The following is a 19855-nucleotide window of genomic DNA, read 5'->3' as shown; positions in this document are numbered from 1 at the left end:
CTGGGGGGATCTACTTCACGTGGCCGATCGGCCCCGACTGGGCCGTCTCGGCGGGAGCGGCCGTCGACCGGAACGTTCCCGGCGTGGGGGCGCTCGAACGCAGCGTCAGGCAGCGGTACCGGCTCGGGGTCGAACGGACCGGCGGTTTGTCTGTCTTCCGTCTCCACGTCGAGGGCGCGCACAAGCGCAACCATCTCGTCGCCGGCGGATCGACGGGGGAGGGACAGTTCCTCGCGCGCGCCGAGGCGGCAGGGCCGGTGCCGATCGGCTGGGGACGCCTCCTGCATCTCCGGGTTCTCGGCGAGGGGGTCTTCGCCTCCGGGCTGATCGAGCCGGCCGAACGGTATCCGCTCGGCGGCGCGACGACGCTCCGGGGGTACCGCGAAAACCAGTTCCGCGGCGAACGGATCGCCCTTTTCTCCGCCGAATACCGTCTCACGGGGGACGGGCGCGTCTTCCTCTTCGACGACGCGGGCGCCTTCTTCGTCGAGGGGGAGGGATGGACGGCGAAGAACGGGGCCGGGTTCGGGCTCCGATCGGATTCGCCCCTCGGCGTGATCGAGCTCTCCTTCGGCGTGGGGGAGCGGTTGTCACTCGACGACACTCGCATCCACATTTCCCTCCGGCAGTCCTTCTGATTCCCGGGTCGCCTTGACGGGACAGGGCCGGGCGACTATAATAAGGCGCTTTTCGATGGTACCCGAGAGGAGGCGACCGACGTGACAGAAGTGCTGAAGGCGCGCGCCGGAGAGATCAGCCCCGTGCTGGCGCGGGTGGCGAGTGACGAGGGGATGGAGCCGGAACGGCTCCGCGGGCTGGTGGCCGACGGCCGGGTCGTGCTCACGGGCTATGCGCGGAAGCATTCGAGGCCGATCGGGATCGGCGAGGGCCTCAAAACGAAGACCAACGCGAACATCGGCACGAGCCCCGACCACAAGGACGCGGACGTCGAGTTCGAGAAGCTCCGCGCGGCCGTCGACGCCGGGGCGGACGCCGTCATGGACCTCTCCACGGGCGGCGACATCGACGCCGTCCGGCGCCGCATCCTCGCCGAGTGCGAGGTGGCCGTCGGCACGGTGCCGATCTACCAGGCGGTCGTCGAGAAGACGAGGGCGGGCGGCGGCCTCGTCGACTGCACGGCGGACGACTTCTTCGACGTGATCGAGCGCCAGGCGAAGGACGGCGTCGATTTCATGACGATCCACTGCGGTCTCACGCGCCGACTCGCCGAGGGGGTGGCCCGGACGCGGACGGCGGGTGTGGTGAGCCGCGGCGGCTGTTTCCTTCTCCAGTGGATCGTCCACAACAACCGGGAGAACCCCTACTACGAGCACTACGACCGGCTTCTCGACATCGCCGGCCGGCACGACGTCGCCCTGAGCCTCGGCGACGGGCTCCGGCCGGGCGCGATCGCCGATTCGACCGATCGCGCGCAGGTCGGCGAGCTGCTCGTCATCGGCGAGCTCGTCGATCGCGCGCGGGAGCGGGGCGTGGCCGTCTTCGTCGAGGGGCCGGGGCACGTCCCGATCCACGAGATTCCCGCCAACATGCTGCTCCAGAAGAAGGTCTGCCGCAACGCCCCTTTCTACGTACTCGGGCCGCTCGTCACCGACGTGGCACCGGGGTACGACCACATCACGGCGGCGATCGGTGGCGCCGTGGCCGCCTGGCACGGCGCCGATTTCCTCTGCTACGTGACCCCCTCCGAGCACCTGCGTCTGCCGTCGGTGGAGGACGTGCGCGAGGGCGTCATCGCGGCGCGCATCGCGGCGCACGCGGGGGATATCGCCCGGGGGATCCCCGGGGCCGCGGAGTGGGACCGGACGGTTTCGCGGGCCCGCGCGGTCCTCGATTGGCGGACCGTTCTCGAGAACTCGATCGATCCGGAGCGGGCCGAGGCCCTCTATGACCGCAGCGCCGACGAAAGCGGAGAACTCTGCTCGATGTGCGGCGAGTTCTGCGCCATTCGCGGGACGATGCGCAGCCGCTCCGAAGACGAGACGGTCTGAGATGGCCGGGCGTTCGTCGACGCCGGCCGATTTCTTCGAGGCGTTCCGTTCCGCCGGCGGGATCCTTCCCGATCGTTCCGGCCTCGTCGCCTGCCTCCGCGTGGGGCCGGTGCCCGCGTCGATGCTTCTCGATCTCGCCCGCGCCGCGGGCGTTCCCGGGGGCAACCCGATCGAGGAGGCCGCCTCGGCGCCGCGTCGCCGCGAGACGGCGCCCGCGGGCGGAGAGGGCGGGGCGCCCGGGTCCCTTCCCACGCTCGAGGAGGTCTTCGAACGCCTCTTCAGGACGCTCGGGGAGCGCCGGCCGGGCCAGCTCGAGATGGCCGCCGCGACCGCCGGCGTGCTCGACGAGGGCGGCGTCCTCTTCGTCGAGGCGGGAACGGGGACGGGGAAGTCACTCGCCTACCTCGTGCCGGCCGCGCTCCACCACCTCGCCACCGGAGAGCGGATCGTCGTCTCCACCCACACGCGGAACCTCCAGGAACAGCTCCTCTCGCGGGAGATCCCGATCGTGCGGGAGGCGATCGGCGGCAACGTGCGCGTCGAGCGGCTGATGGGGCGCGAACGGTACCTCTGCGCGCGGCACGTCCTCTCCGCCGTCCTCCGGCTCTCCGACCGGCCCGGCGAGGCGCTCGATGCGGCCATCGCCGCGGCCCTCGCGCCGGAGGGGGTCGTCGACGAGCTCGCGGGGCTTCCCCGGGGAGTCGATCCGGCCTCTCTCGCCGCGCCGCGCCGCTGCACGCTCTCCTCCTGCCCGCACGCGGCCGGATGCGCGCTGATCGCCGCGCGGCGGCGCGCCCGCGAGGCGGCGATCCTCCTCGTCAACCACGCGTTGCTTTTCACCGACTACCGGCAGGGAGGCGGCCTCCTCGGCGCCTGGGACCGCGTGATCTTCGACGAGGCGCACCATATCGAGGGATGCGTCACCGACACCCTCTCCGTGTCGGCCGGATCGAAGGATCTCGACCGCATCCTCGAGCCCGTCTCGCCGCTGGGGCGGCGCAACGACGCGTGGAAGCTCCTCCTCAACGACCTCACGGTCGCGCGGCGGGGGGAGGACTGGGAGGCGCGGCTCGCCGGCGCCGCGCCGTTCGCCGCCTCGCTGCGCGAACGCTACCGGCGGCTCTTCACCGTCCTCGAAACCGAGGTACGCGGCGCGGTCCGGGAGCGGCGGATCCGGTACCGGGACGGCGAGGAGACCTTTGCGATGGTGCGCGACGATCTTGATGGCATTTATCATGATTGCAACAAGTTGAGAGATTCGTTTCTTCCGATGCTCGAACCTGTGGTCGGCGGCGCGGCCGCCGTTTTCCAGGGGGAGGTCGGGTACGCGGCGGCGGCCGTCGCGGAGCTCGCCGACGCGCTGCGCTACCTCGCCGGCCCGGGAGGCGAGGAGGACGTGTACTGGATCGAGCGGGACGGCGCCGGGCGGATCGCCGCCTTCCGCGGATCCCCGATCGCCGTCGACCGGATCTTCGCCGATTTCCTCGAGGACGGTGTGCGCGCCGCCGTCTTCACCTCGGCGACCCTCGCCCGGAACGACCGCTTCGACGAGACGATGGAGACGCTCGGCGTCCGGTTCACCCGCCACGAGGTGCGGACGCTCCTTCCCGCGCCGCCCTTCGATCCGGCGGACAACTGCCTGCTCCTTCTGCACGGCGACGGGCGGGATCCGAACGCGCCGGAGCATGCCGACGACACCGCGCGCGTCGTCGCGATGCTCGCCCGGCGCCTCGGGCGGCGGACGATGGTCCTCTTCACCTCCTACCGGATGTGTCTCGCCGCGGCGAGGCTGCTCGCCGGCGAGGAACTGCCCGGCCCCGTTCTCGTCCAGGAACCGGGGTGCGGCCGCGAGGCGCTCGCCGCGCGGCTCCGCCTAGAGCCCGGCGCGACGCTTCTCGGCGTGGCGAGCTTCTGGGAAGGCGTCGATTTCCCCGGCGAGGAGCTCGAGGTGCTCGTCATCCCGAAGCTGCCCTTCCCCGTGCCGTCCGAGCCGATCGTCGAGGCCCGCGCCGAACGCATGAGGGCGCTCGGCGAGGATCCCTTCCACCGTCTCTTTCTCCCCGCGGCGATCCGGCGGCTCAGGCAGGGAATGGGACGGCTGATCCGGCGGCGCGACGACCGGGGAGTGGTCGTGATCATGGACCCGCGGATCGACGCACGATTCTACGGGCGAACGATCCTCGACGCGCTGCCCGTTCCCGCCGAGCGCCCGGCAGGGGAGGAGGCCCTCGTCGAGCGGGCCGCGGCGTGGTTTCGCCGGTGACATGCCGGCGCACGGCGCGCCTCGAACCGGGCCCGGCCGCTTTCAGCGGCGTCGCGTCCGGGGCCATCGCGTCTTTACGGTTGTGTTCGCGCCCGAAACGCGGTAGCATGAGACGACCTGCCGATGCGACGGATAATGTTGCGCAACGTGCGCGTATAGATATGGTTACGCTGAACACCTGATCCGATTCGGAGGTGTGTCTGATGACGTCGAAAGAGATCCGGGCGCCGCGGGGCGCCACCATCAGCTGCAAGGGCTGGTTCCAGGAGGCCGCGCTGCGGATGCTCATGAACAACCTCGATCCCGAGAACGCCGAGAACCCGGCGGAGCTCGTCGTCTACGGCGGGCGGGGGAAGGCCGCGCGGAACTGGGACTGCTACGAAAAGATCGTCGAGACGCTGCGGAACCTGGAGAACGACGAGACGATGCTCGTCCAGTCGGGAAAGCCGGTGGCCGTCTTCCGCACCCACGAGCTCGCGCCGCGCGTCCTCATCGCCAACTCGCTCCTCGTGCCGAAGTGGGCGACCTGGGAGCATTTCTGGGAGCTCGAGAGCAAGGGGCTGATGATGTACGGCCAGATGACGGCCGGCTCGTGGATGTACATCGGCACCCAGGGGATCCTCCAGGGCACCTACGAGACCTTCGCCGCATGCGCGAAGAAGCATTTCGGCGGCGATCTCGCGGGCCGGTTCGTCCTTTCCGGCGGGCTCGGCGGGATGAGCGGGGCGCAGCCGCTCGCCGTCACGATGAACAACGGCGCTTGCCTGATCGTCGAGGTCGATCCCGAGCGGATCAGGCGACGCCTCGAGACGCGCTACCTCGACGAGATGGAGACCGATCTCGATGCCGCCCTCGCGAAGGTCCTCGCCGCGAAAGAGGAGCGGCGGCCGCTTTCGGTCGGACTCGTGGGCAACGCGGCGGACGTTTTCCCCGAGCTGGCGAGGCGCGGCGTCGTTCCCGACGTCGTCACCGACCAGACCTCGGCGCACGATCCCCTCAACGGCTACGTTCCCCGCGGCTACGACGTCGCCGAAGCGGCCGAACTGCGCCGCGTCGATCCGGACCGCTACATCGCCGAGGCGATCGAGTCGATCGTCGAGCACGTCCGCGCGATGATCGATCTGAAAAAGAAGGGGGCCGCGGTCTTCGATTACGGCAACAACATCCGCGGCCAGGCCGAGAAGGGCGGGCTCGTGAACGCCTTCGACTTTCCCGGCTTCGTGCCGGCCTACATCCGGCCGATGTTCTGCATCGGCAAGGGCCCCTTCCGCTGGATCGCCCTCTCGGGCAAGCCGGAGGACATCCATCGCACCGACGACCTCGCCCTCGAGATGTTCCCGGAGAACGAGTCGCTCTGCCGCTGGATCAGGATGGCGCGCGAGCGGGTCGCCTTCCAGGGGCTGCCGTCCAGGATCTGCTGGCTGAGCTACGGGGAGCGGAAGGCCTTCGGCCTGGCCATGCACGACCTCGTCGCCTCGGGGGAGATCTCGGCGCCGATCGTGATCGGCCGCGACCACCTCGACGGCGGCTCGGTCGCCTCCCCCTACCGGGAGACCGAGGCGATGCGCGACGGATCGGACGCCGTCGCCGACTGGCCGATACTCAACGCGCTCCTCAACACGGCCTGCGGCGCGGCGTGGGTCTCTGTCCATCACGGCGGGGGAGTCGGCATGGGACTTTCCATCCACGCGGGACTCGCCGTCGTCGCCGACGGGACGCCCGGGGGTCGCGAGAAAGTGGCCCGTTGCCTCGAATGTGACCCTGGCACAGCAGTTGCAAGACACGCCGATGCAGGCTACGAGATAGCCGTTGAAAAAGCGAAGGATGCAGGGCTTCACATCCCGATGTTGGGCGACTGACGGCGGTTCCGAATCCGCCGCGGGGTGGCCCGCCCGTTCACGGAAATCCTGAGCGCTCGTAACCGTATGCATTCTGCCCGGCTACGCCGGCACAGGACTATCATTCTGCAAGGAGTGGCGCTTGCCCGAGTCCGTCGATCTGCTGCTTCACGGCGCCGGCCAGCTGGTCACCTGCCGGGCGTCCAGGCCGGGGCCGAAGCGCGGCGGTGCGCTGGCCGATCCGGGGCTGGTGTCCGATGGCGCGATCGCTGTCACCGGCGGCAGAATTCTGGCCGTCGGAACGGCCGGGGACGTCCGGGACGCGATCCGCGGCATGACCGTCCTGCGCGAGATCGACGCCGGCGGCCGCGTCGTGATGCCGGGCTGGGTGGATCCCCACACCCACGCCGTCTTTACGACCTACCGCGCCGACGAGTACGAGGCCAGGATCCGCGGCGACACCTACCTCGAGATCGAGAAACGCGGCGGCGGGATCAAGCGGACCGTCGGCGGCGTGCGCGCCATGGACGAGGCGACGCTCTTCGAGCTCTCGCGGCGCCGTCTCCTGAAGATGCTCGCGCAGGGCGTCACGACGATCGAGATCAAGAGCGGCTACGGGCTCGATCTCGAGAACGAGATGAAGATGCTCCGCGTCATCGCGCGACTCGGTGCCGAGACGCCCCTCGACGTCGTCGGGACCTTCATGGGAGCGCACCAGAAGCCGGCCGAAGCCGGCGACGAATACGTCCGCCTCCTCGTCGAGGATCTGATACCGGCGGCGGCCGCGAGCGGCCTCGCCGAATTCAACGACGTCTTCTGCGAGGAGGGGGTCTTCGACGTCGAGGAGACGCGCCGGATACTCGAGGCGGGAATGACCCACGGCCTGCGGGGAAAGGTGCACGCCGACGAGATCGTCGCGCTCGGCGGCACCGAGCTCGCCGCGGCCCTCGGCGCCGTCTCCGCCGAACACCTGACGAAGATCACATCGACGGGGATCGCCGCGCTCGCCGCGAGCCGGACGATCGCCGTTCTGCTTCCCGCGACGACCTTCGGCCTCGGGTCGCGCGACTACGCGCCGGCCCGCGACCTCGTCGAGGCGGGAGCGGCCGTCGCGCTGGCGACCGACTACAACCCGGGGAGCAATCCCTCGTGCTCGATGCCCCTCGCCGTGGCGATCGCCTGCTCGCAGATGCGGATGCTCCCGGGAGAGGCGATAAACGCCGCCACCTACAACGCGGCGTGCGCGATCGGGAGGGAATCGGAAACGGGGTCTTTGGAAGCCGGCAAGAAAGCCGACATGGTGATATACGACGTGGAGGATTTCCGCGAGATCCCCGCGCGTCCCGGAACCGATCACGCGGCGGTGGTGCTCAAGGACGGCGCCGTCGCGGCCGAGCGCCCCGGATACGAGGAGAAGAGCGAGGTGGGGCTGTGAGCAAGGCGAGCCAGCTCAGGCAGAAGGCGCAGGATCACCTCAAGAAGGGACGCCTCGAGAAGGCGATCGAGGAGTATACCCGTCTCGTCCAGCTCGAGTCCCGCAATCCGAACGTCTACAACGAGCTCGGCGACATCTACCTCAAGGCGGGCGACCGCATCCAGGCGGTCTCGAGTTTCGAGAAGGCGAGTTCCCACTACGAGAAGGTCGCCCTGTACAACAACGCGATCGCCGTCTGCAAGAAGATCCTGCGCGTCGTGCCGAACCGGCTCGACACGATCTTCAAGCTCGGCGAACTGAAGGCGAAACAGAAATTCACCGGCGAGGCGGTGAACTTCTTCCTCCAGTACATGAACGGTGTCCTGAACGAGCCGCAGCCGGCCCAGCCGGGGCTCCAGGAGCGCATCGATCTGATGCTCGAGCTCGCCGGCGACAACGAGGATCTCACCGCGACGGCCGCCGAACTGCTCGGCCAGGGCGGCCGGAACCGGGAGGCGGCCGAACTGCTCGCCGGTCTCGTCTCGCGGATCCGGGCCGGCGGGGATCGCGACCGCGCGACGATCTACCTCGAACGCCTCGCGATGCTCAAGAACACGCTCGGCCAGGAGGATCGCGCCCACGTCGAATCCCTCATCGCGTCGGAGGCCGACCAGCGGCCGCCGGCCGGAGAAAAGCCGATTGCTGGCGACGGCGTCCCCGTCCACGGGGAACCCGGCGCCGTGAAGTTGCCCGACGACGCCACGGTCGCCGCGGAAACCGACGCCGGCAAGGTTCCGGAGGCATCATCGCCCGTGCCGGAACCCGGCGTGACCGAGATCCCCGACGCGGCCTCGCCCTTCGACGAACCGGCCGCGCAGGCCGCGCCCGCGGGGGAGACGGCGCCCGGCGAGCCGGCGGCGACCGGCGGAGAGACCGCGACCTGCGAGCCGGTTGCGCCCGCCGGGGATGCTCTGTCAAACGATCCGGCCAGCCCGGCGGGGAATGCCGCGCCCGCGGGGGAGACGGCGCCAGGCGAATCGCGCACCGGGGAGATCCCCGTTGCCGCGGCGGAGCCCGAGGCGGCGGCGCCGAACGGGAAGGTCTACGACATCGCCGTCGATCCGCCGGAACGGGCCGCCTCGCTCGACGACATCTTCGACGAGGCCGACGACGCGCCGGCCCGGCCGACCGGCACGGAAAGCCTCGCCGAGGAGATCACCAGCGACGTCGAGGAGGACGATTTCAGGAGCCATTACGATCTCGGCATGGCCTATCTCGAGATGGCCCTCTACAACGAGGCGATCAAGGAGTACCAGATCGCGTCGCGGTCGGAGCATCTCCAGGCGAGCTGTTTCGAGATGATCGGGCACTGTTTCATCCTGCTCGACAATCCGCGGCTCGCCGTCAAGCAGCTCGAACGCGGGCTCGCCGAGGCGATCAGGTGCGGCGGAGACACGCTCGGCATCCACTACAATCTCGGTCTCGCCCGGGAGATGCTTGGTGAGCTCGAGCGGGCCCGCGAGCACTTCGAAGAGGTCTATATCGTCGACGTCACGTTCCGCGACGTCGCGGAGAAGATGAAGAAGCTCAGCACAATATCCTGAAACGGACGTACATGACCGATCCCGCCGCTCCCTGCGACCTGCACCTGCACTCCTTCCATTCCGACGGCATCCTGTCACCGGCCGAGCTCGTCCGGCGGGCCCGCGGCGCGGGGCTGGCCGCCATCGCCATCGCCGACCACGACACCATCGCCGGGCAGGCGGAGGCGATCGAGGCGGGGGGGAGAGAGGGCGTGGATATCGTCACCGCCGTCGAGTTCAGCCTCATCGAGGCGGAACGCGACATCCACCTGCTCGGCTACTGCGTCGATCCGGCCGACGGGCCTCTCTCGACGGCCCTCGCGGAGCTTGCGGCGGCGCGGATCGAGCGGGCCCGCGTGATCGTGGAAAAGATCAGGGAGGCCGGCGTGGACATCTCCTTCGACGACGTACGGGCCCTCGCCGGGCGTGGATCGATCGGGCGGCCCCACGTCGCGCGCGCGCTGCTCCGTGCGGGGGCGATCTCCTCGTTCTACGAGGCATTCGCCCGGTACATCGGGCCGGACGGTCCGGCGTATGTTCCCAAGCGGGTCCTCGCCCTCGAGACCGTGGTCGAGCTCGTCCACGGGGCCGGCGGAGTGGCCGTCTGGGCACACCCGGGCCGGATGGTGAACGACGAGCCGCTCCTCGGGCGGTTGCTCGCCGCGGGTGTCCGCGGGCTCGAGGCGACACATCCCAACCACAACAACACGACCGTCGCGCTCATCGTTGCGGCGACCGAACGTTTCGGCCTCGTCGCGACCGGCGGCAGCGATTTCCATTTCGACGAGGCGATGAAGGCCGATATCGGCGAGTCGACCGTGCCCTACCGGATCGTCGAGGAGCTCAGGCGCCTCGCCGGGGGAAGGTGAACGGCGGCCCCGGACAGAATTCCCGCTTGATTCTCCGGCACCGCTCCCATACAGTCAACCGGACCCGCGCCGGACATGACGCCGGCCGCGGCGACGGGCTTGAACACGGCGATCGACGGTATCCGACATGACCATCTCCCGACACATCGCGGCCTTTCTCGCGGCCGCTTCCTTCCTCGTTCCGGTCGCCGCACACGGCGCGTCGCCCGCCGATTCGCTTTTCTTCCCCGGCGAGGTCGATACCCTCACGCACGCCGATCTCCGCACGGTGAACGTCAACACGCTGAACGATATCCTCGCGCTCGCCCCCGGCGTGTCCTGGTGGCTCGGCGGCTCGCCCGCCTCCGCCACCGGATTCTCGATCGACGGCAGGCCGACGGGCGCGGCCCTTTTCGTCGACGGCGCGCCCTTCGTCGATCCCTGGGACGGCGAGGCGCTCTCGCGGTTCATTCCCTTCTCGCGGATCGAGCGGGTCGAGATCGTCCATTCGTCGTCGCCGCTGGCCACCGGGAGATGCGGCGCCGGGGGGGCCGTCGACGTCATCCTCGAGAGGGGGGGGCGGCAGGGGCCGTTCGCCAGGGCCGATTTCACCTACGGCAAGAGCGATCGCCGCGCGAGGCGCGTCTGGTTCTCCACGCCCCGGGGGCCGCTCTCGCTCGTCGTCGCGTACGACGAGTACCTGCAGGACGCCTTCGTCGCCGATCCCGAACGGCCGTCTTTCAAGATCGGCGAGTACGACGGCCGTTCGACGCTCCTCGGTCTCCGGATCGAGACGGAGGCCGGGGACGTCGTCGACGCCTCGCTGCACCGGTACGAGGAAGCGCACGTCACCGTCGACTACGCGCCGTCACCCGCCGACGTCGACGAGACGAGGCGGGACGGTTTCGACACGCGCCTCTCCTGGAGCCGCGGCACGGTCGCAGCGCGGGTGCGCCAGCGGAGCGTCGAGCGGATCTGGCCGACCGGGCGGGTCTCCTCGATGCTCGTCGCCGGCGAGGCCTCCTGGGACAATCAGGTCGGCGGATGCGCGGCGCGTTTCTTCGCCCGGGTCGAGGACGCCGACGCCGACGTGACGATCGGCGGCGTGACGGCGGCACCGGCGTGGCGCGTCTTCGAGGGCGGGGTCACCGGCGGATCGGCGATCGCCGGGGGGCTCCGCTGGCGTGGCGGCGTCCATGGCGGCGTTCACGACGAGGCCGGGGCATACCTCGGCGGGGAAGCGGGGATCGCGCGGGAGGCGGGAGGATGGACGCAGAGCGTCCTGGTTGCGCGTCGTCTCCGCGTGCCCGACGCGTCCGAGCTCTTCGCGCCGGCGGCGGATCCGTCCGGGAAAACGCCGCTCGGATCGACCGCGCTCGAACCGGCCGTCGTCGACGAGATCGCGGCGGGCGCGGGGCAATCGGGACGATTATTCGCGGAGGTCTTCGCGCGGCGGTCGAGCGACCTCCCCGTCGCCGGCGGCGTCCTGCCGGGCGTCTTCTCGGCGACGGGACGCGGCGAGACAATCGGCGCCCGGTGTCGCGCGCGGGGCGCGGGAAGCGTGCCGGGTTTCGCGGCGGCGTGGGCGCTGTCCGGGTCGTACCTCTTCGAGAAGAACGGGCATGTCGACGGCGTGCCCGTCTACGGGGCCCGCCTTTCAACGAGCCTGTCCCGCGCGGTGTTCAAGGAAACCGAGACAATCCGTCTCGGCGCCGGCGTCACGGCCTGGGGCGAGCGTTCGTGGGGAGAAGAGACACTCGACGGGTTCGTCTCGGTCGATCTCTCCGGCTCGCTCACGATCCTCGGCGCGATCGTCCGCGTCGAGTTGCGCAACGCGCTCGACACTGATGCCGAGACCGTACCCGGCTACCTGATGCCGCCCCGCTACTGGTCGATCGGGCTTCTCTGGGATTTCTTCGACTGATCTCGTGCAATTCGCAACCCGGCTCGCACGATGCGCGTCTCCGCGTACGCCGGCGGGCCGGCGTCCGCCGAAGGCGGCCACCGGATTCCCGGCGGCCGGTTCCCGTGGCCGGCGCACGGAAAACTGCCTGTTTCCGTGCCCTCGCGTGACCCCTTGCGAATCGTATAACTCCCTGCGATAGAACTTGATAACGAGAATCGTGCCCGGTGGCAAGAATATTGCAGCCGGGCATTTTCTGATAAATGTCGAGCCATGATTTCCGATTGAAGGGGTGTGTTGTCCCCACGCGCCGGTCGGGGAATTGCACCGTCGCGGGGGGGACCTGATACCGGTCGGAGGAAATCCTTGAAGGAAACGATAGCCAACCAGCTGCTGGATTCCAGCCTGATAAGCAAGGACCAGCTCGAGCTGGCGGTCTCGGAGCAGGGACGCTCCGGGGGAAGCCTCGGATACAACCTCGTAAAGACGGGGGCCATCTCCGAACAGGCGTTCTCGGAGTTCCTCTCCCAGCTCTACCAGGTGCCCGCCGTCGATCTCGACGACCTGCAGCCCGCCGACCATTCCGTCGAGTTGATCCCGTCCGAGGTCGCCACGAAATTCCAGGTCGTTCCCGTCAGCCGCGAGGGCAGGATCCTCACCGTGGCGATGGCGAACCCGGACAACATCTTCGCGATCGACGACATCAAGTTCATCACGGGGCTCGAGGTCCGCCCGGTCGTCGCCACCGAGACGGCGATCAAGCGCGCCATCGACCGCTTCTACGACTCGGCCGATTCGCTGGCCGAGGTGATGCGGGACATGGAGGAGGATTTCGAGATCGTCGAGGACGTCGACGACGATCTCGGGCTCGCCGAAGCGCAGAACGAGGACGCCCCCGTCGTCAAGCTCGTCAATACCCTCATCTCCGACGCGGTCAACAAAGGGGCGAGCGATATCCATATCGAGCCGTTCGAGAAGCAGCTCCGCGTTCGCTTCCGCATCGACGGCATGCTCCACGAGATGATGTCCCCGCCGATCAAGATGAAGGGGGCGATGATCTCGCGCCTGAAGATCATGGCCGAGCTGGACATCGCCGAGAAGCGGGTCCCCCAGGACGGCCGTATCAAGATCCGGATCGGCTCGAAGCAGATCGACCTCCGCGTGAGCACGCTGCCGACGATCTTCGGCGAGAAGGTCGTGATGCGTATTCTCGACAAGAGCAACCTCGAGATCGATCTCACCAAGCTCGGGTTCCAGCCCGAGGCGCTGGATGTCCTCAACAAGGCGATCGAATCCCCCTACGGGATGGTGCTCGTAACAGGCCCGACGGGCAGCGGCAAGACGACGACGCTCTACTCGGCGCTCGCCAAGATCAATCTGCCCGAATCGAACATCATGACCGCCGAGGACCCGGTCGAGTACAACATCGACGGGATCAACCAGGTCAACGTGCACGAGGAGATCGGCCTCACCTTCGCTTCGGCCCTCAAGGCCTTCCTCCGGCAGGACCCCAATATCGTCATGGTCGGCGAGATCCGCGATCTCGAGACGGCGTCGATCGCCGTCAAGGCGGCGCTCACCGGCCACCTCGTGCTGAGCACCCTTCACACGAATGACGCGCCGAGCACGATCAACCGGATGATCGACATGGGGATCGAACCCTTCCTCGTCGCGTCGTCGACGAATCTCATCCAGGCGCAGCGGCTCATCCGGCGCCTCTGCCCCCAGTGCAAGAAGGAGAAGGAGATCCATCCGGAGGCCATGCGCGAGCTCGGGATCGCCAACGCGCAGCCCTTCACGATATACGAGCCCATCGGGTGCCCGAAGTGTTCCGGCACGGGATACAAGGGACGTACCGGGCTCTACGAGGTCATGCCGATCAGCGAGGAGGTCAGGCAGATGATCCTCGATCGCGCATCGACCACGGAGATCAAGCAGCAGGCGGTCAAGGAGGGGATGCTGACGCTCCGGGCGGACGGGATCCTCAAACTGAAAGAAGGGATCACCTCGCTCGAGGAGGTCCTTCGTGAGACGACCGATCACTGACCGGCGAGGCCGGTGGGGAGATGACACGCGATGTTGAATCTGAGAGATCTGCTCCAGGAGATGATCGACAAGAAGGCGAGCGATCTGCATCTCACCGCCGGCGTGCCGCCGATGCTGCGCGTCGACGGTCTCCTCGCCAAGACGACGCACCCGGTCATGACGCCGGAGGTCTGCAAGCAGATCGCCTACAGCGTTCTCACCGAGGAGCAGCAGAAACGTTTCGAGAACGAGAAGGAGCTCGATTTCTCCTTCGGCGTGCAGGGGCTCTCTCGTTTCCGCGCGAACGTCTTCCAGCAGCGGGGCGTGACGAGCGTCGCGATACGGCAGATCCCCTACGAGATCCTCGAATTCAAGACGCTCGGCCTTCCTCCCGTCGTGGAGACGTTCGCCGAGAAGCAGAAGGGGCTCCTCCTCGTCACGGGGCCGACGGGCAGCGGCAAGTCGACGACCCTCGCTTCCCTGATCGACAAGATCAACTGCGAGCGCTTCGGCCACGTGATCACCATCGAGGACCCGATCGAATACATCCACCAGCACAAGAAGTGCATCGTGAACCAGCGCGAGGTGCGGGCCGACACCGAAACCTTCGCGCGGGCGCTCAAGTACGTCCTCCGGCAGGATCCCGACGTGATCCTGATCGGCGAGATGCGCGATCTCGAGACGATGCAGGCGGCGCTCACGATCGCCGAGACGGGGCATCTCGCCCTCGCCACCCTGCATACCAACTCGACCTTCGAGTCGATCAACCGCATCGTCGACAACTTCCCGCCGACGCAGCAGGCGCAGGTGCGCGCGCAACTCGCCTTCGTCCTCGAGGGCGTCGTCACGCAGCAGCTCGTTCCGCACATCTCCGGGCGCGGGCGCGTGCTCGTCTCGGAGGTGATGGTCTGCACGCCGGGTATCCGCGCGACGATCCGCGACGACAAGATCCACCAGATCTACGGACTGATGCAGGCCGGGCAGAAGTACGGGATGCAGACGATGAACCAGTCGCTCTTCAACGCGTACGTCAATCGCCAGATATCGATGGACGAGGCGGTCAGGCGGAGCTCCGACCCGATCGAACTCCAGCAGATGATGGGGGATCGCGCCGGCACGCGCGATTTCCAGCACAGCCGCAAATAGCACGAGAGGGGAATACCGATGGCCACGACATACATCTGGAAAGGCAGGACTCCGACGGGCGAGGTCCTCTCGGGGGAATACCTGGCCGAGAACAAGCAGGAGCTGATCAACTACCTGCGCAAGCGCAAGATCATCATCACGCACATCCGGCACAAGCCGAAGGACATCAACGTCAGCTTCGGGCTCAAGAACCGGATCACGACGAAGGACCTCGGCATCTTCACGCGGCAGTTCGCGACGATGATCAACGCCGGGTTGCCGATGGTGCAATGCCTCGACATCCTCTCCGCGCAGCTGGAGAAACCGTCCTTCAAGAAGATCGTCACGGAGGTGATGAGCGACGTCGAGTCCGGGGCGACGCTCGCGGAGGCCCTGAAGAAGCACGAATGCTTCTCCGACCTCTTCGTCAACATGATCGACGCCGGCGAGGCGGGGGGTATCCTCGACGTGATCCTCAACCGGCTCGCCGTCTACCTGGAGAAGGCCGATGCCCTCAAGGCGAAGATCAAGAGCGCGATGACCTACCCGACGATCGTCTTCTGCGTGGCGATCGGCGCGACGATCTTCATGCTGATGGTCATCATTCCGACCTTCGCCCAGATGTTCACCGACTTCGGCGGCTCGCTGCCGCTCCCGACCCGCATCGTCATGATGCTGAGCGATTTCCTCCGTGCGAACTGGTACCTGCTGCTCGCCATCGGGGTCGGCTCGTTCATTTTCATCAAGCGCTTCTACAAGACCGATGCGGGCCGGTTGCGGATCGACAAGCTGCTCCTCAGGATCCCCATCCTCGGCCAGGTCATCCGCAAGGGGGCCGTCGCCCGGTTCACCCGGACGCTCGGCACCCTCATCGCCAGCGGCGTCCCGATCCTCAACGGCCTCGAGATCACCGCCCGCACGTCGGGAAACAAGGTGATCGAGAACGCGGTCGTCGAGACGCGGCAGAGCATCAGCGAGGGAAACACGATCGCCGACCCGTTGAAGAAGTGCGGCGTGTTCCCGCCGATGGTCGTCCAGATGATCGGCGTCGGCGAACAGACCGGCGCCCTCGACGAGATGCTCGAGAAGGTCGCCGACTTCTACGACACGGAGGTCGACAACGCCGTCGACGCGCTCACCGCGGCGATCGAGCCGATCATGATCGTATTCATGGGCGCCATCGTCGGCGGCATGCTGATCGCGATGTACCTGCCGATGTTCAAGCTCGTGACAGTCGTTGCCGGGTAACCGGAAGGACGGCCCGATGAAGGCGTTTCCGCGTGCGTTTTCCCCCGTGGACGAGGGGAAGCTGAGAAGAGTGTCCGTGCTGCGGCTCGTCGTGGCGACGGTCGTCGTGGGGGCCGCGATCATGGCCCTCCAGATCGACCGCCGTCCCCTGTCGCTCGTGGCGCTGTACAGCCTGCTCGGCGTTTTCTACCTCTCGACGGGCGGGGTCTACCTCGCCTTCCGGGCCGGGATCTCCTTCTCGACGGCCCTCTGGCTGCATACGGCGATCGATCTCGCCGTGCTCACCGCCATCATGCATTGCAGCGGCGGATCGGCCTCGAACTTCACGATCCTCTACGTCCTGCCGATCCTGGCGAGCGGCACCTGGTTCCGGGTCTTCGGCGGGACGATGACCGCCGTGCTCGCCTCGTCGGCGTACATCATCTACACCGCCCTCGAGCTGGGGGGATGGATCGCGTTGCCCGCCGACGGGTTCTCCGCGCGGAACGTGGCCATACAGCATCCGCTCGTCCGCGGCTACCTGCACATGGCCGTCTTCGTGTTCACCGGTCTCGCGAGCGGCTGGTACTCGCGGCGGATCAGCAGGAAGAGCGAGCAGCTCGCCGACCGCGATCGGGAGATCCGGCGCATCCAGCTCAGCACGGACAATATCGTGGCGAACATGAGCTCCGGGCTCATCGTCACCGACACGTGCGGGGAGATCGTCACGATCAATCCCGCCGCCCTGCGGATACTCGGCCTCGACGCAAACGCCGAGTACGGCGGCCAAGCAATCGAGGAGGTCGCCGGGCGCATGAAGCCGCTCGTCGATGCGCTCTCCTTCGGGCTCGCCACCGGCGAGCCGAGGAGGCGGCAGGAAATCGAGGTGGAGCGGGTCGGGGGCGGCGTCATGCCGCTCGGGCTCAGCATCTCCTCGCTGCTCGACGAGAACGGGGAATCGCGCGGCGTCATCGCCCTCTTCCAGGACCTCACCGAGGTGCGCCGCATGCGCGAGCGGATCCGGTGGGGCGACAAGATGGCGGCGGTCGGCGAGCTCTCCGCTGCGATCGCCCACGAGGTGCGCGCGCCCCTCGCGTCGATCTGCGGCTCGATCCAGATGCTCGCCGAGGAGCTCGACACGAGCGGGGAGAACCGCGATCTCATGGATCTCATCATCCGGGAATCGGAGCGTCTCGACAACATCATCTCGGATTTCCTCGAGTACGCGCGGCTCAAGCACCCGGATTTCTCGTCCGTCGACATCGAGCGCTATCTCGATGAGGTGCTCACCCTGCTGCGGCATTCGTCCCCGGACAACCGGGCGATCGACATGAAACTGGAATGCCGGACGTGCGGGATGCGCATCATGGCCGACGACGAGCTCATCAGGCAGGTCTTCCTCAACATCGGCCTGAATGCGTGCGATGCGGTGGGGCGGAAGGGGCGGATCTCGATCGGGCTCCGGGCTGCCGTACATCCCCTGGGGGAGGAGAAGACGCCGACCGAGTGCGTCCGGATCGACATGGCCAACGACGGCCCGCCGATCCCGGCGGACGTGCTTCCGCGCGTCTTCGAGCCGTTCTTTACCACGAAGGGGGCCGGGACGGGGCTCGGACTTGCCATCTCGGCAAGGATCGTCGAGAGCCACGGCGGGGCGATCGAGGTGCGAAGCGACGAGACCGGGACGGTCTTCTCCGTCTTCCTGCCGATCGGCGGCGCGCCGGCGGAGGAGGACATGGAAACGATACACGAGATTTTCGAAACGATGCAGGGCGTCTGAACGGACGGGGGTCGCGTATATGGCAGGCGAACGGATAATGATCGTCGACGACGAGAAGAGCATGTGCCAGTACCTGTCGATCATGCTCAAGAAGGAAGGGTACGACGTCAAGACGTTCAGCGACGGCAGGAAGGCGGTCAAGGCGGCCGCGACGTCGAATTTCGACGTCGTCATCACCGACATCCGCATGGAGGGGATGGACGGCATCGAGGTCCTCTCCGCGATCAAGGAGATCGATCCCGCGCTTCCCGTCATCATCATGACGGCGTACGCGTCGCAGAAGACGGCGATCGACGCGCTCAACCACGGCGCCTTCTATTACCTGATCAAGCGGGCCGCCAAGAACGAAGAGATCAAGATGGTCGTCCGCAACGCGCTCGACATCCACAAGGTGAAGAGCGAGAACACCTTCCTCAAGAAGCAGCTCAAGAAGAAGAGCGATTTCAGGGAGATCATCGGCAAGAGCGAGGAGATACAGGAGGTCTTCGACCTCGTCGACAAGGTGGCCGACACGGACAGCACGATCATGATCTGCGGCGAGAGCGGGACGGGCAAGGAGCTCATCGCCCGGGCGATCCACTACCGATCGAGCCGGGTCGACGCGCCCTTCGTCACGATCAACTGCGGCGCCCTTCCGGAGAACCTGCTGGAGAGCGAGCTCTTCGGCCACGTGAAGGGATCGTTCACCGGCGCGATCAAGGACAAGGAGGGCCTCTTCAAGGTCGCCTCCGGCGGCACCTTCTTCCTCGACGAGGTGGGGGAGACCTCCTCGGCGATCCAGGTCAAGCTCCTCCGCGTCCTCCAGGAACGGGAGATCATCCCCGTCGGCGGGACGGCGCCGATCAAGGTGAACGTGCGCCTGATCGCCGCGACGAACGCCGATCTCGAGGCGGCCGTGAACGACGGGAGCTTCCGGACCGACCTCTACTACCGCCTCAACGTGATCCCGGTCGCCCTGCCGCCGTTGCGGGACCGGCGCGACGACATTCCCCTCCTCGTCAGCCATTTCCTCCGGTTCGCATCGGAGAAGACCGGGCGGGAGAGGACGATCTCGGACGAGGCGATGGAGCTCCTCTGCTCCTACGACTGGCCGGGGAACGTGCGGGAACTGGAGAACATCGTCGAGCGCGCCGTGATACTGCAGGACGGCGACGGGATCGGCGTGGAGGACCTGCCGGAGAAGATCCGGAATTTCTCCCGCCAGCGGCGCAGGCTCGTGATGGACCGGGCGCAGATGACGCTCGAGGAACTCGAGAAGGAGTACCTGATCTCCGTCCTCGAGGAGACGAACTGGCAGAAGAAGCGGGCCAGCTCGATCCTCGGCATCAACGCCTCGACGCTCTACCGCAAGATCCAGCGGTACGGGCTTGAACGGGAGTTGGCGGAAAGCTGACCTCGCGCATTGCGGAACGAGAGCCGGACCGGGCAGAAATCGACCCCGGCCATGAAACGGAAGCGATATGCGAATGCGTAACCTGATGAGAAAAGGGGGTTTGGGAAGGCGAGATCCTGAATGACGTTTGGCACAATGCTTGCGATTCCTGAATCGAGACCGGTTACCGCGACCGGTGCGGAAGAGAAGTAAACGGTTCGTGAAGACCGGAAACCTGAGACGACAAGGCCCGCGAGGGCTTTGCGAAAACGCACAAGGAGGTGCCTCGATGAACAACAAGGGTTTCACCCTCATCGAGCTCATGATCGTCGTGGTTATCATCGGTATCCTGGCCGCGATCGCCATCCCGAACTTCATCAACATGCAGGCCCGCGCCAAGGAAGCCTCCGTGAAGTCCAACTGTCACACCGTCCAGCTGGCCGCCGAGGATTTCGCGGTCCAGAACGA

General features: G+C 67.3%; 13 protein-coding genes and 1 pseudogene. All 14 read left to right on the top strand.

All coding sequences use genetic code 11. The annotated features are described in order from the left end of the window. The coding region (locus JW876_09835; GenBank protein ID MBN1885805.1) for a BamA/TamA family outer membrane protein at nt 1-638 on the top strand (638 nt) is incomplete at its 5' end. A gap of 81 nt (nt 639-719) precedes the next feature. Next, nucleotides 720-2009, top strand: a complete 1290-nt coding sequence (thiC, locus tag JW876_09830; GenBank protein MBN1885804.1) for a phosphomethylpyrimidine synthase ThiC — start codon at nt 720-722, stop codon at nt 2007-2009. Between the two features lies 1 nt (nt 2010). Next, the gene (locus tag JW876_09825) at nt 2011-4272 is read left to right on the top strand and encodes a DEAD/DEAH box helicase (protein MBN1885803.1); all 2262 of its coding nucleotides are present in this window, start codon (nt 2011-2013) and stop codon (nt 4270-4272) included. 203 nt (nt 4273-4475) lie between these two features. Then, nucleotides 4476-6131 (top strand): urocanate hydratase, encoded by a 1656-nt coding sequence (gene hutU / locus JW876_09820; protein MBN1885802.1) that lies wholly within the window; start codon nt 4476-4478, stop codon nt 6129-6131. Nucleotides 6132-6252: 121 nt separating this feature from the next. Further along, entirely contained in the window at nt 6253-7545 is a 1293-nt protein-coding gene (locus JW876_09815) for an imidazolonepropionase (GenBank protein MBN1885801.1), read from the top strand. Next, nucleotides 7542-9128 (top strand): tetratricopeptide repeat protein, encoded by a 1587-nt coding sequence (locus JW876_09810; protein ID MBN1885800.1) that lies wholly within the window; start codon nt 7542-7544, stop codon nt 9126-9128. The genes JW876_09815 and JW876_09810 overlap by 4 nt, the downstream gene beginning before the upstream one ends. Before the next feature lie 11 nt (nt 9129-9139). Next, complete coding sequence (locus JW876_09805; GenBank protein ID MBN1885799.1) at nt 9140-9976, top strand: PHP domain-containing protein; 837 nt, start codon at nt 9140-9142, stop codon at nt 9974-9976. Between the two features lie 127 nt (nt 9977-10103). Further along, complete coding sequence (locus tag JW876_09800) at nt 10104-11879, top strand: TonB-dependent receptor plug domain-containing protein (GenBank protein ID MBN1885798.1); 1776 nt, start codon at nt 10104-10106, stop codon at nt 11877-11879. Between the two features lie 345 nt (nt 11880-12224). After that, on the top strand, nt 12225-13904 hold the full coding sequence (pilB, locus tag JW876_09795) for a type IV-A pilus assembly ATPase PilB (GenBank protein ID MBN1885797.1): 1680 nt from the start codon (nt 12225-12227) through the stop codon (nt 13902-13904). Nucleotides 13905-13934: 30 nt separating this feature from the next. Continuing rightward, the gene (locus JW876_09790; GenBank protein ID MBN1885796.1) at nt 13935-15029 is read left to right on the top strand and encodes a type IV pilus twitching motility protein PilT; all 1095 of its coding nucleotides are present in this window, start codon (nt 13935-13937) and stop codon (nt 15027-15029) included. Nucleotides 15030-15047: 18 nt separating this feature from the next. Next, on the top strand, nt 15048-16256 hold the full coding sequence (locus JW876_09785) for a type II secretion system F family protein (GenBank protein ID MBN1885795.1): 1209 nt from the start codon (nt 15048-15050) through the stop codon (nt 16254-16256). A gap of 16 nt (nt 16257-16272) precedes the next feature. Then, complete coding sequence (locus JW876_09780; protein MBN1885794.1) at nt 16273-18015, top strand: PAS domain S-box protein; 1743 nt, start codon at nt 16273-16275, stop codon at nt 18013-18015. Nucleotides 18016-18034: 19 nt separating this feature from the next. Next, complete coding sequence (locus tag JW876_09775) at nt 18035-19408, top strand: sigma-54-dependent Fis family transcriptional regulator (protein MBN1885793.1); 1374 nt, start codon at nt 18035-18037, stop codon at nt 19406-19408. 268 nt (nt 19409-19676) lie between these two features. Then, nucleotides 19677-19796 (top strand): annotated as a pseudogene (locus JW876_09770) (prepilin-type N-terminal cleavage/methylation domain-containing protein). Nucleotides 19797-19855: the final 59 nt, after the last annotated feature.

The organism is Candidatus Krumholzibacteriota bacterium, from assembly GCA_016931295.1.
GTDB lineage: Bacteria > Krumholzibacteriota > Krumholzibacteriia > Krumholzibacteriales > Krumholzibacteriaceae > JAFGEZ01.
The sequence above is the reverse complement of the archived record's forward strand: the minus strand, read 5'-3'. Positions and strand labels throughout refer to the sequence as shown.

What these genes read in the sequence shown, in the direction of transcription:
- hutU (MBN1885802.1), top strand. Translation starts at nt 4,476, where the DNA reads ATGACGTCGAAAGAGATCCGGGCGCCGCGGGGCGCCACCATCAGCTGC.
- JW876_09775 (MBN1885793.1), top strand. Translation starts at nt 18,035, where the DNA reads ATGGCAGGCGAACGGATAATGATCGTCGACGACGAGAAGAGCATGTGC.
- JW876_09825 (MBN1885803.1), top strand. Translation starts at nt 2,011, where the DNA reads ATGGCCGGGCGTTCGTCGACGCCGGCCGATTTCTTCGAGGCGTTCCGT.
- JW876_09790 (MBN1885796.1), top strand. Translation starts at nt 13,935, where the DNA reads ATGTTGAATCTGAGAGATCTGCTCCAGGAGATGATCGACAAGAAGGCG.
- JW876_09800 (MBN1885798.1), top strand. Translation starts at nt 10,104, where the DNA reads ATGACCATCTCCCGACACATCGCGGCCTTTCTCGCGGCCGCTTCCTTC.
- JW876_09785 (MBN1885795.1), top strand. Translation starts at nt 15,048, where the DNA reads ATGGCCACGACATACATCTGGAAAGGCAGGACTCCGACGGGCGAGGTC.
- JW876_09805 (MBN1885799.1), top strand. Translation starts at nt 9,140, where the DNA reads ATGACCGATCCCGCCGCTCCCTGCGACCTGCACCTGCACTCCTTCCAT.
- JW876_09780 (MBN1885794.1), top strand. Translation starts at nt 16,273, where the DNA reads ATGAAGGCGTTTCCGCGTGCGTTTTCCCCCGTGGACGAGGGGAAGCTG.